This window comes from Cellulomonas sp. NPDC089187, assembly GCF_040685135.1.
GTDB lineage: Bacteria > Actinomycetota > Actinomycetes > Actinomycetales > Cellulomonadaceae > Cellulomonas.
Genome location: NZ_JBFBHI010000004.1, coordinates 87,812 through 99,288, shown reverse-complemented (window position 1 = coordinate 99,288; position 11,477 = coordinate 87,812). Strand labels below are relative to the sequence as shown.

The window sequence follows — 11,477 nt, the reverse complement described above, 5'->3', positions numbered from 1 at the left end:
CCGCCGATGGGAAGGGCGGAGCACAGGAGGGCAGTCCTTTCATGACCGACGGCATCGCCGGTATCACCAGCCGGATCGCCGCCATCCAGGCGGACATCGCGGCACTCGGCACGCGGGTGACCAGCAGCAGCGGGGTTGCCTTCGCGCAGACCCTGGCGGCGCAGGCTCTGGCGGTCCAGGGCGTTGCTGTGCAGGCAGCCGGAACCGTTGATGGCACGCGGGTCGGCACCACGTTCGGTGCTGCGGGCCCGGCGGCAGGACCGAACGCCGACGCCACTCGCACCGTCGACGGGGTGCCCGCCGCCCTCGTCGGCTACGGCAACGGGAAGATCCCTGCGGACGCTCTGCAGCAGGTCGGCGACACCGGACACCGCCTCTGGGCACCCGCCGCGACGGCGCTGACCCGGCTGATCGCGGACGCCCGCACCCAGGGGGTCAGCATCGGCATCACCGACTCCTACCGCTCCTATGCGGCGCAGGTCGACGTCGCCGCCCGCAAGGGCCTGTACTCCGAGGGCGGCCTGGCCGCGGTCCCGGGCACCAGCGACCACGGCTGGGGGATGGCCGCTGACCTCAAGCTCGACGCCACCGCGCAGTCATGGATGCGGGCGAATGCCGCCCGGTACGGGTTCACCGAGGACACCCCGCGCGAACCGTGGCACTGGGCGTACACCGGCTGAGTCACTCCCGACCGTGATCGACCACCCGCCGCGCCTCCAGATCCCACGCCTGAAAGACTCGCTCACCACCACCCGTCGCGCGCTCCGCCGAAGAGTCAGTTCCTGAGGCGATTCGGGCGCTATGCGGCTCAGAAACTGACTCCTCGGTGCTCGTGGGCGGGGTGAGGGGGTCGTCGGTGGGGCGGAATGCTGCATTGCGGCGCTGGCGTTCGATCCACATGGTCAGCAGGTCGAGTTGCTCGACCTCCAGGTGTGCGGGGCGGCGCTGGGCGTCACGGCGACGGCTGACCAATCCAGCCTGCTCGAGGACGCGCAGATGCTTGGACACTGCCTGGGGGGTGATCGCGTAGGGCGCGGCGAGTTCTCCTGCAGTCGCGTCGCCGTTCGCCAGGCGGGCGATCAGGTCGCGTCGGGTGGGATCGGCCAGGGCGGCGAGCACGGCAGTGAGGGCGTCCACACAGTCGATCCCATCACCCACCGCGAGCATTGAGCAACCGCGCGGTTGAACAACCCGAAACGGAAATCGGACACGCGGGGGCGATGGGCGGAGGAGTGTCAGACCCCGGGCCTACCGTCGGAGTCATGAGCGCACATGTCTGCACCTACTTCGATGACGGCGACGGTGTCGAGCTGGTCTGTATCTGCGGCACCCGCGCCATGCTGCTGCTGACCGACGCCGGCGAGGAGCTGGTGCTGCTGGAGGACGAGGCCCCGGCGCTGAGCCGCACCGCCTGAGCACGCCGACAGGGGCCGCGGCTAACCTGACCTGGCCGCAGCAGTCCGCCATGCCGCGTGAAGGGTGCCCCGTGTCGACATCGAGGATCGAACGTCGCCGCCGACAGGTCGAGTCCGAGGTGGACGCGGTCGTCGCCGGTCTCGGTGGATCGATCGACGACCGCCGGGCCGCAGCGAATCTGCTCCAGCGCATGGTCAGACGCGAACTGCCGGGCGGGCTCGACCCGCTGCGCGAGTCATTCATGGGCGGGCCCGTGCGTGATCATGTGGCCCACGTGCTCGGTGACACCGAGGACCCCCGGACGTGCACCGATCTGCTGGCCGCCATCGGCTTCGCCCGGGATCGGCTGCTCAGCCACGCGACGTGGAGCGACCGCACTGCTCCGGGGGATCTGGACGAGTGGGACCGGTGGGTGCGGCCGCTGGCGCTCCGACACCTGGACGGCGAGGACTCCGTCGCGGTCCGCGCGGCCACCGTGCTCGCCCAGGCGGGTGCGGACGAGGGATGGCAGGGCTGGCAGGCCGTCTTGGCCCGATCACTGCGGGATCTGGCGCTCTTCGACTACGTCCTCGTCACCTGTCCGCCACCGGGGCAGGAACGGGCAGCCGCGCTCTCGGCGACTCTGGCGCACAAGCGCTCCCGGGTGCGCGCGTCCGGCACGCTCGCGGATATCGACCGGGTGCTCAGCCGCCTCGTACAGTCCTGACTCAGCCGGTCGGTGCGGCTCCACCGGCGGACAGCACCAGGCTGACGGTCGTCCCGGGCGGTGCAGTGCCAGAGGGTGACTGCTGGATCACCGTGCCCGCCGGTGCCGGGTCGGGATTCGCCCCGACCACCCGCGCCGGGAAGCCCGCCCCCTGCAACGCCGCGATCGCCGCGGTCTGGTCCTGGCCGATCACCCGCGGCACCCCGACCTGCTGACCCACCACCTGGTCCGGGTTGGGCGCGCCGAACGCGGGCACCGGCACGTTCTCCAGGGTGCGCTGCATGAACCGCTTCCAGGTCGGCACCGCCACCGAGGACCCGAACACGTTCCGGAAGTACTGCCCGTTGATCGTGATCCGCTGCATCGGCACCATGCCCTCGGCGTGCCCCACCCAGACCGCGGTCGACCGCAGCGGCGTGAACCCGACGAACCAGGTGTGCTCATTGCGTGAGGTGGTGCCGGTCTTGCCCGCGGCGGTGAACGGCGGCGGGCTGGTGCTGGCGGTGCCGTTCCACACCCCGCTCAGCGCGTAGGCCACCGCGTCGGCGATGGGCTTGTCGAGGGCCTGATGGCAGCCCGCGTCGGGCACTGGGAGGGCTGCACCCGAGGCGTCGGAGACCGCCAGGATTGCCACCGGCGAGCAGAACATCCCACCCGCGGCGAAGGCGGCGAAGGCGGCGGACATGCTCAGCGGTGCTACCGAGTCCGAGCCGAGCACATTGGCGGGCAGCACTTGGAACGGCCCCTCACCGGAGGACCCGCCCGCTCGGTGGATGCCGAGCGAGGTCGCGGTGTCGATGATCCCGCACAGGTTCAGCTGCGAAGCCATTGCCATGTACCCGGAGTTCACCGATCCGGAGGTGGCCTGCTGCACCGTCATCATCCCGCCGGAGCGCGGCCCCTCGGCGTTGGAGAACCGGTACTCGGTGGAGCCGTTCAGGCCGGTGCAGGGGGCGGTGAATTCGCTGAACCGGTAGGAGAACCGGGTGCCGTTGACCACCTGGCCGAGGTTGCGCCCCTCCTTGAGCCACTGGGTCAGCGTGAACGGTTTGAAGGTCGACCCCGGCGGGAATCCGCTGCCGCCGCCGTAGGCGAAGTCGGTGTTGTAGTTCACCGCGGTCTCGCGTTCACCGTGGTCCTCGGTGTTGTTGTAGACCCGGTTCTGCGCCATCGAGGTGATCCGGCCGGTGCCCGGCTCCACGGTGACCAGGGTGGAGGCGACGCCGGAGGGGTCATCGACTGGGATGCCGTTCTTGACCTCCTCGTCGGCGATGGTCTGTTCGCGCACGTCCAGGGTGGTGGTGATGGTCAGTCCGCCGCGGTACAGCCGCTCGACCCGCTCGTCGGGTGTCTCACCGAAGGCCGGGTCGTTGCGGATCACCTTGGTGACGTAGTCGCAGAAGAACCCCGCGCCGCGCACGGTCTGCTCCGCGGCCATGCAGCCGATCCGCGGCTCGCTGACCACCAGCGTGTCCGGTAGTGGGGTGGCGAGCCCGGCGGCGAGCTCCTCGGCGGTGATGTACTCCTGGTCCGCCATCAGGTGCAGCACCCGGTCTCGGCGTTCCTGGGATTCGATGGGGTTGCGCACCGGGTCGTAGGCGGTGGGGCTCTGGGTGATCCCGGCGATGGTGGCTGCTTGCAGGTAGTTCAGCTCCGCGGCGCTGGTGCTGAAGAACCGCTGCGCGGCGGCCTCCACACCGTAGGTGTTGATCCCGAACTGCGCGATGTTGAGGTACGACTCCAGGATCTCGTCCTTAGTCATCTCCTTCTCCAGCGCGATGGCCAGCTTTGCCTCGCGCAGTTTGCGCAGGTACCCCTCCGCGCCGTCGGCCTCCCGGGCAGCCTCCACCGCCGCCAGGTCGTCCTCGCGCACCGCGGCCTCGATCAGCACGTTCTTGATGTACTGCTGGGTCAGGGTGGACGCGCCCTCGGTGCGGCCCGGGTTAGTGACATTGCGGACCGCCGCGCGCAGCATGCCGGTCGGGTCGATCCCGCCGTGCTGGTAGAACCGCTTGTCCTCGGTGGCGATCACGGCGTTCTGCATCGGCTCGCTGACCGCCGCCAGCGGCACCACGATCCGGTTCTCCGCCCAGAACTCGGCGAGTTCGGTGCTGCCGTCCGAGGCGAGCATCACTGACTTCTCCGACAGGGGCTGCCGGACCAGTTCCGTGGGCAGATCCTCGAATGCCTGCACGGCCATGTCGGTGGTGTTGTCCGCCATCGCGACGGCCGGTGCGACCAACCCCGCGGCGAGGACCCCGCCGACCGCCGAGGTGGCGACCAGGGCCACGACGAGCGACACGGCGGTGAGCACGGACATGCGTCGCTGGGACGGTCGCGGCCTGACCATGAACCCACGCTAGGGGAGGACCGCAGTGGCTGCCTCGGGAACGTGGGTCACGATGGGATACCGGTCTGTCTCACTCCCGCGCGAGCACGAACCATACGCTCTTGCCCGCCGGTCCGTGATCGCTGACTCCCCACCGGGCACCCGCCTGCCCGAGCATGCCCAGGCCGCGGCCACCCGGGTCGCCCGGCCCGGCGGCGATCAGGCTGGGCGGCAACGGATCGTCATCCTGCACCTCGACCCGCACCCCGTCCGGATCGACCTCGACCGCGATGCTGACCGCCTCGGTCTGTGCGTGCCGCACCGCATTGGTGACCAGTTCGCTGACCAGCAGCTCCACCGTGGCGATTAGGTCGGCGGGCAGTTCGCGTCCGGCTAGTGCGCGCACCACCCAGCGGCGAGCGACCGGCACCGACTCCCGCCGGGCGGGCACGGTCCACCGTGCGGAGTTCTCCATCGACATCCCCCTGCTCTGCGCCGGGTCAGGCTAGCCAGCTCAGCCCTCGACCGCAGCGGAGTCCGCCACCGAGAAGTTGTGCCGGAACACGTCCTGCGGGTCATAGCGCCGTTTGAGCGCCTGCAACCGATCCAGAGTCGCGCCGGGGAACACGTCGGCCAGCCGCTCCGGACGTCGATCGGTCTCGAAGCTTGAGTAGATCCCACTGAAGTGCCCGGCCATCGCGTCCCAGATCCCGTCCAACCGGTGACGGCTGGCACCGAAGGCGACGACGGAGAAGTTCGCGTCCCGGTGCGCGTAGGCGGTGGCGTCGGCAGGCACATCGGCCACCGCCCCACCGGTTGCCCGGATTTGGAAGAAGAAGGTGTGCCCGCTGCGGACCAGCGCCGCCGCGTCCCGGGCGAACTCCGGGGTCAGGTGTCGGATCATCCCGGAGCGGCTGACCGGTTCCCCCTCGCCCTGGTGCTGCTCGTCCGGGGCGACCACCACGGCGCTGTACGGCAGGATCTGGACCATCTGCTGCACCAGCGGCGCGAGCCGGGCAAAGGGTTGCAGTCGGTCGATCACCACCTCCGGGTCCGCGCTGTCGACCATCGCCATCATCTGGGCGTAGATCCGACCACCCTGCGGTCGGCCCATCATCAGGAACGGAGTCAGGTCGCGCGGTGCCGCCTCCACCAGGGCGCCGTACTCGACCAGGAACGACTCCAGGTCACTGGCGTCGAACACCAGCTGCGCGAAGCCGACCTCGCCCACCGGGTCCACCTCGAACTCGAAGGCGGTCACGATGCCCAGATTCGCCCCCGCGCCCCGCACACCCCAGAACAGCTCGGGCTCCTGCGTGGCCGAGGCGCGCTGCACGGTCCCGTCAGCCAGCACGATCTCCACCGCGCGCAGATGGTCCAGGGTCAGCCCGTGTTCCCGACCGAGGAACCCGATCCCACCGGCGGTCGCCAGCCCGCCGACCCCCACGCCCCCGGAGTCCCCGGAGGTCAACGCCCAGCCATACGGTGTGAGCGCCTGTGCGACCTCGCCCCAGCGCGCACCGGGTTCGATCCGCACCAGTCGGGCCGTTTCGTCCAGCACCTCGATTCGGTTCAGTCGGCCGAGGTCGATCACGATGCCGCCGTCATTGGTGGACCGCCCGCTGATCCCGTGCCCACCGGAGCGCACCGCCAGCGGCACGTCCTGGGTGCGCGCCCAGCCCAGCGCGGCGACCACACCAGCGGTGTCCGACGGGCGCAGCACCAGCCCCGGACTGCCGCCACGCATGTACCCCGAGCGCACGGTCGCATACGCGGCGTCGCCGGGTTCCACCGCATCGGCGGCCAGCGCGGCGGGCAGACCGTCGTAGTCGATCCCGGACCGACGTGCCGCCCGCACCGCGGAGCTGCGCGGCTGCCGCACCACCGTTCCGGCCTGGGCCCGGCCCGCCGCGACCAGCTCCCGCACCTGCGCCGCGGTCTGCGCCCACCCGGGATGCTCCGGTGCCAGCAAGGTGCTGGCCTGCCCGGTCAGCACCAGGTCGGCCAGCTCCTGCGCCGGGGTCAGCGGGTCGACCACCCGCACGACCCGGACCTCCGCGGGTTCCCGCCCGGCCGCCCGCGCGACCTGAGCGAGGCGCGCCTGCGGGTTATCCGCCGCACCCTCGGGCACCCACCACAGATCAGCCGCCCGCCCCGCCACCTCGACGGCACCCTCGGTCGATGACGCCACCCCCAACACCGGCGTGTGCGAGGGTGCCGGGCCGCGTTGCGCACCCGCCGCCCGCTGGTGTGTCCCGGTCACGTGCAACGGTGTCGGGTCGGCTGCCGCCCACATCCCCCGGATGACGGTCATCGAGTCCCGCAGCGCCTCCGGGTCGGCCCCGGTCAGCGCCAGATCGACCCGTCCCCCGGCCAGCCGGTCTAAACCCGCCGCCGCCCGCGCGAGCACCGTGGCGGGACTCGCCTGCGCGTCCACCATGACTAGCAGCCGCACTGTCGAGGTCCGCGCCGCCACCCAGGCCGCCACCGTCCATGGGTCGTCCAGCGCCACGTGGGGCGTACCTCGGTCACCCGCTGCCAGGCCGCCAGCTCCCGGAACGCTTCCGCCCTGACGGCCCACTCCCAGGCCGCCCGCCCCCAGGCCATCCGACGCAGGGCCACCGATCGCCAGCAGATCGGCCCCGTCCCGTTCCGCCGCAGCCGCCCGCGTCCCCGGGTCGGTGGCCGCATCCGGGTCCAGCAGCACCCCGATCTGCACCGGCAGCCCCAGATCCCCACTCATCGCTCGGCCGCCACCAGCTCGCGCACCGCCGGGGCGATGTCCTGCCCGTAGGCCGCGATCAGCGCCGGGTCGTCGGCGGCCAGCACGAATCCGCTGATCCCGTACTCCATCGCCAGCACCGCAAGCTGCTCCACCCACTGCTCCGGTGGTCCGTCCAACAGCCGGTCACTGGCCCGGGTGCTGAGTTGCCCGGTGATGTTGAGCAGGCGACGCACGGCGGTCACCGGTCGCCCGGCGGCCTGCGCGGCGTCGTCGATCCGCTGGTTGCCCGCGGTGAGATCGTCCAGGCTCTTCAGGTAGCCGAGGGAGGGCAGCCACCCGTCGCCGACGGTGCCGGTGAGCCGGAGCATCCGTGGCTTGTACGCGCCGAGCCAGATGCCGATCGGGTGCGCCGGTGCCGGTCCGCGTTTGGCGCCGGAGATCGGGTAGTGCTCCCCGGGTAGGTCGAGCCGTCCGGTCTGCTCGGTGTCCCACAGCGAGCGGATCACGGTGATCGCCTCGGCCAGCGCGTCCACGCCCTGGCCGGGGGTGCGGCGCGGCCCGCCCATCGCGACGATCGCGTCCCAGAACGCCCCGGAGCCCAGACCGAGCTCGACTCGTCCGCCGGTGAGCCGGTCCAGGCTGGCCGCCGCCCGGGCCAGCACCGCCGGGGGTCGCAGCGGCAGATTCGCCACATTGGGTGCCAGCCGCACCGTGGAGGTCACCGCTCCGACCCAGCTGAGCAGCGTCCAGGTGTCCAGGAATCCGGGCTGGTACGGGTGATCCTGAAAGCTGACCAGGTCGAGTCCGGCCTGCTCGGTCTGCTGCGCCAGCGCCACCACCCGCTCCGGGGCGGCCGCCGTGGGGGTGAGGAACGTGCCGAACAGCAGGTCGTGTCCGTAATCGGTCATCGCGGAGGATCTCCAAGTCTGTTGTGCTGCCGATGATATGCAGGACAGATGATTGGCTCAACTGGCGGTTGCTGCCTACGATTCCGGGATGGATGCGCCGACCTCGGATCGCACGGACCTGGGCTGGTCCCTCGGTGTGCTGCTGCGCGGCTATCAGGTCGCGCTCGGCTCCGCACTGGACAGCCTCCCGCACGGCTTCCGTGGCTTCCAGGTGTTGCACGCCGTCGACGGGGGAGCCCACCCCAGTCAGCTCGCGCTGGCCGCACACCTCGGCATCGACCGCACCGTGATGACCTATCTGATTGACGACCTGGTCGCGGACGGACTGGTGGAGCGGCGGCCCAACCCGCAGGACCGACGGCAGCGCCAGGTGGTGCTCACCCCGACCGGCACCCAGCGGCTGGCCGAGTGCGAAGCGGTGGTCGGTCAGGCCGAGGACCATGCGCTCGCGGGGCTCGACCCGCAGGAGCGCGCAGCACTGTGCGGTCTGTTGCGGCGCGCGGCCCAGGGTGCCCGGGACATGGGCGTCGACCGTGACCCGTGCCGAGTGGTGCAGGACGCAGTGGCCGGACTGTCCTGATCCTGGGGGAGGTGACACCAGGCCTGACCCGCGGGCAGTGCTGCATGCAAAAGCCCCGCACCACGGGTGGTACGGGGCTTCTTGCGGTGGCTCCGACCGGCGTCGATCCGGTGACCTTTCGATTTTCAGTCGAACGCTCTACCAACTGAGCTACAGAGCCTTGAACGACGACGCCGGCCGCTCCTAGAAACGACCGGCGAGTGCCGAGCGACCCCGACGGGACTTGAACCCGCGACCTCCGCCGTGACAGGGCGGCGCGCTAACCAACTGCGCTACGGGGCCTCGTGGTGAGACCTTCTTGCTTCATCTTTCCACATGCACTGCCGTACCCCCAACGGGATTCGAACCCGTGCTACCGCCGTGAAAGGGCGGGGTCCTAGGCCGCTAGACGATGGGGGCGGGATCCGCCCCTGACGTCGAGGCGTCTTCAGACCGATATGAAGCTTACGTGCTCCGGGCCCGAAGTCCAAAATCGGCCATGATGGACCCGTGGTGGAGATGTCGCGGGAGGAGTTCGAGCAGGCCGTCGGGGACGGTCTCGACCTGGTGCCGGAGGAGTTGGCGGCGCAGATTGACAACGTCGTCGTGCTGGTCGAGGACGAGGCCCCGGCGGATGAACCGGAGCTGCTCGGGCTGTACGAGGGCACCCCGCTGACCGAGCGCGACGGTTGGTGGGCCGCCGGGTCGTTGCCGGACCGGATCACCATCTTCCGCAACCCCACCCTGGCCATCTGCGATACCCGCGAGGACGTGGTGGAGGAGGTGGCGATCACTGTCGTGCACGAGATCGCCCACCACTTCGGGATCAGCGATGAGCGGCTGCACGAGCTCGGCTGGTCGTAGCCTCGGCCCATGAGCACCCGCACCCGACTCGGCGTCGTCATCCTCCCGCAGCAGCGCTGGTCGCAGTCGCGGGCCCAGTGGCTCCGGGCCGAGGAGTACGGCTTCGATCACGCCTGGACCTATGACCACCTGGCCTGGCGGTCGCTGGCCGACGAGCCGTGGTTCGCCACCGTGCCGTTGTTGGCCGCCGCTGCGGCGGTCACCGAGCGGATCGGACTGGGCACCTGGGTGGCCTCGCCGAACTTCCGCCACCCGGTGCCCTTCGCCAAGGACGTGATGGGGCTGGACGACATCTCCGGCGGGCGGTTCCTGCTCGGGCTCGGGGCCGGGGGTGAGGGCTTCGACGCCTCGGTGCTCGGCCCGGCGCCCACCCGCGGGGAGCGCACCCGTCGGTTCGAGGAGTTCGTGCCGCTGCTGGACCGGCTGCTCACCCAGTCGGTGACCGATCACCAGGGCGAGTTCTACACCGCGCACCAGGCCCGGATGCTGCCCGGCACCCTGGCCACTCCGCGCACCCCCTTCATCGTCGCGGCCAATGGTCCCCGGGCGATGGCGGTGGCCGCGCGCTACGGCCAGGGCTGGGCGACCTACGGCCCGACCTTCGCGCCCGGTGAGGGTGACCAGGAGGCGTGGTGGGCCGGGCTGGCCGCGTTGGTCGAGCGGATGCGGGAGGTCGCCGAGCCGATCGGGCCGGTGCCGCCGATGTACCTCAACCTGGACGGAGCGCCGCGCTACTCGCTGGAGTCGGCGGAGCTGCTGGTTGAGGGTGTGCAGCGCGCGGCGGAGCTGGGGTTCAGTGACGTGGTGGTGCACTGGCCTCGGGAGTCCGGGATCTACGCGGGCTCGGAGGACGTCATGGCCGAGGCGCTGTCCCGGCTGGGTGGTCAGCGTGCCTGACGGGCCTGCCAGGCGCTGGTGACCATCTCGGTCAGGGTGTGCCGCATCTGCCAGTCCAGATCGCGCGCCGCCGCCTCACCCGAGGCCACGATCCGCGCAGGATCACCCGGTCGCCGCGCGGCGATCTCCGGCTCGAAGTCGATCCCGGTGCCCTCGGCCATCGCGGTCATGATCTCCCGCACCGAGACTCCATCGCCGGAGCCCAGGTTGTACACCGGTTGCAGCGGGCGCCCCTCGGTGAGCGCGCGGGCAGCCGCGACATGCGAGGTCGCCAGGTCGGCCACGTGCACGTAGTCGCGCACACAGGTGCCATCCGGGGTGGCGTAGTCGTCGCCGTTGATCCGGGGGGTGCGGCCCTCGGCCAGGGCATCGAGTACCAGCGGGAACAGGTTGTGCGGGCTGGTGTCGGCGAGTTCCGGTGTGCCGGAGCCGACCACGTTGAAGTAGCGCAGCGAGGTGTGGTGCAGCTCGTTGGCCCGGGCCTGGTCGCGCAGCAGCCACTCGCCGATCAGCTTGGACTCGCCATAGGGCGACTCCGGTGCGGTGGGGGTGTCCTCGGTGACCAGGTCGACATCCGGGGTGCCGTAGACCGCCGCGGAGGAGGAGAACACGATCCGACGCACCTGTGCCTCGGCCATCGCGGACAGCAGGTGCGCGGTGCCGGTGACGTTCTGCTCATAGGTGTGCAGCGGGCGCTGGACGGAGACGCCGGCGTATTTGAACCCGGCCAGATGCACCACGCCGGTGACGCTGTGGGAGCGCAGGGTGTCGGCTACCAGGGTCGTGTCCAGGATCGATCCGCGGATCAGCGGGACGCCGTCCGGGACGAACTCGGCGTGCCCGGAGGACAGGTCGTCCAGGACGACGACCTCGATCCCCACCTGCTGGAACGCTCGCACCACATGCGAACCGATGTACCCCGCGCCACCCGTCACCATCCACGTCATGACCTCACCGTAGCTCAGTCGTATGGTGTTTTGCGTCCGAACCTGAGCGGTTTTGTTGGTATGCGGTTCCGGTCGTGGAATCGGCTGGGCTGAGGCACAGTGCTGCGACCCGTCTGAACTGGCGGG

Annotated in this window: 11 protein-coding genes, 3 tRNA genes and 1 pseudogene; 6 read left to right on the top strand and 9 right to left on the bottom strand. The window is 70.7% G+C overall.

The features are described 5' to 3' along the window. Positions 1 to 41 precede the first annotated feature (41 nt). Positions 42 to 680, top strand: a complete 639-nt coding sequence (locus AB0N78_RS11710) for a M15 family metallopeptidase (RefSeq protein WP_363390163.1) — start codon at positions 42 to 44, stop codon at positions 678 to 680. Between the two features lie 199 nt (positions 681 to 879). On the opposite strand, the pseudogene AB0N78_RS11705 reads toward AB0N78_RS11710, so the two are convergent. Further along, positions 880 to 1,167: pseudogene (locus AB0N78_RS11705) on the bottom strand (metalloregulator ArsR/SmtB family transcription factor); the annotation flags it as partial. 95 nt (positions 1,168 to 1,262) lie between these two features. Between AB0N78_RS11705 and AB0N78_RS11700 the strand changes: the two are divergent. Then, complete coding sequence (locus AB0N78_RS11700; RefSeq protein ID WP_363390160.1) at positions 1,263 to 1,415, top strand: hypothetical protein; 153 nt, start codon at positions 1,263 to 1,265, stop codon at positions 1,413 to 1,415. A 71-nt stretch (positions 1,416 to 1,486) separates the two neighbouring features. Continuing rightward, positions 1,487 to 2,122 (top strand): hypothetical protein, encoded by a 636-nt coding sequence (locus tag AB0N78_RS11695; protein ID WP_363390158.1) that lies wholly within the window; start codon positions 1,487 to 1,489, stop codon positions 2,120 to 2,122. 1 nt (position 2,123) lies between these two features. Here the strand turns inward: AB0N78_RS11695 and AB0N78_RS11690 are convergent, their stop codons facing one another. The 4 genes from AB0N78_RS11690 to AB0N78_RS11675 all read right to left on the bottom strand — a co-directional run bounded on the left by AB0N78_RS11690 (position 2,124) and on the right by AB0N78_RS11675 (position 8,084). Next, positions 2,124 to 4,442, bottom strand: coding sequence for a transglycosylase domain-containing protein (locus AB0N78_RS11690; RefSeq protein ID WP_363390155.1), 2,319 nt, complete (start codon positions 4,440 to 4,442; stop codon positions 2,124 to 2,126). A 100-nt stretch (positions 4,443 to 4,542) separates the two neighbouring features. Continuing rightward, positions 4,543 to 4,926, bottom strand: coding sequence for an ATP-binding protein (locus AB0N78_RS11685; RefSeq protein WP_363390152.1), 384 nt, complete (start codon positions 4,924 to 4,926; stop codon positions 4,543 to 4,545). A gap of 39 nt (positions 4,927 to 4,965) precedes the next feature. Further along, positions 4,966 to 7,194 carry an LLM class flavin-dependent oxidoreductase gene (locus tag AB0N78_RS11680; protein ID WP_363390149.1) on the bottom strand — a complete coding sequence of 743 codons (2,229 nt, stop codon included), beginning with the start codon at positions 7,192 to 7,194 and terminating at the stop codon, positions 4,966 to 4,968. Continuing rightward, complete coding sequence (locus tag AB0N78_RS11675) at positions 7,191 to 8,084, bottom strand: LLM class flavin-dependent oxidoreductase (protein ID WP_363390147.1); 894 nt, start codon at positions 8,082 to 8,084, stop codon at positions 7,191 to 7,193. Before AB0N78_RS11675 ends, AB0N78_RS11680 begins: the two co-directional genes overlap by 4 nt. Positions 8,085 to 8,172: 88 nt before the next feature. Between AB0N78_RS11675 and AB0N78_RS11670 the strand changes: the two genes are divergently transcribed. Continuing rightward, a complete protein-coding gene (locus AB0N78_RS11670; protein ID WP_363390144.1) occupies positions 8,173 to 8,664 on the top strand; it encodes a MarR family winged helix-turn-helix transcriptional regulator in 492 nt (163 codons plus the stop codon). 87 nt (positions 8,665 to 8,751) lie between these two features. Here the strand turns inward: AB0N78_RS11670 and AB0N78_RS11665 are convergent. The 3 genes from AB0N78_RS11665 to AB0N78_RS11655 form a co-directional block, all read right to left on the bottom strand. Next, positions 8,752 to 8,824, bottom strand: a tRNA-Phe gene (locus AB0N78_RS11665). A gap of 48 nt (positions 8,825 to 8,872) precedes the next feature. After that, positions 8,873 to 8,946: transfer RNA gene (locus AB0N78_RS11660), tRNA-Asp, on the bottom strand. A 44-nt stretch (positions 8,947 to 8,990) separates the two neighbouring features. After that, positions 8,991 to 9,063, bottom strand: a tRNA-Glu gene (locus tag AB0N78_RS11655). A gap of 99 nt (positions 9,064 to 9,162) precedes the next feature. On the opposite strand from AB0N78_RS11655, the gene AB0N78_RS11650 reads away from it, so the two are divergent. Then, positions 9,163 to 9,507: a metallopeptidase family protein gene (locus AB0N78_RS11650; protein ID WP_363391433.1), complete on the top strand. Its 345-nt coding sequence runs from the start codon at positions 9,163 to 9,165 to the stop codon at positions 9,505 to 9,507. Positions 9,508 to 9,516: 9 nt separating this feature from the next. After that, complete coding sequence (locus tag AB0N78_RS11645; RefSeq protein ID WP_363390141.1) at positions 9,517 to 10,404, top strand: LLM class flavin-dependent oxidoreductase; 888 nt, start codon at positions 9,517 to 9,519, stop codon at positions 10,402 to 10,404. Here AB0N78_RS11645 and galE read toward each other — a convergent pair. Continuing rightward, positions 10,392 to 11,351, bottom strand: a complete 960-nt coding sequence (gene galE, locus AB0N78_RS11640) for a UDP-glucose 4-epimerase GalE (protein WP_363390138.1) — start codon at positions 11,349 to 11,351, stop codon at positions 10,392 to 10,394. The two genes, AB0N78_RS11645 and galE, sit on opposite strands and share 13 nt — an antisense overlap. Positions 11,352 to 11,477: the final 126 nt, after the last annotated feature.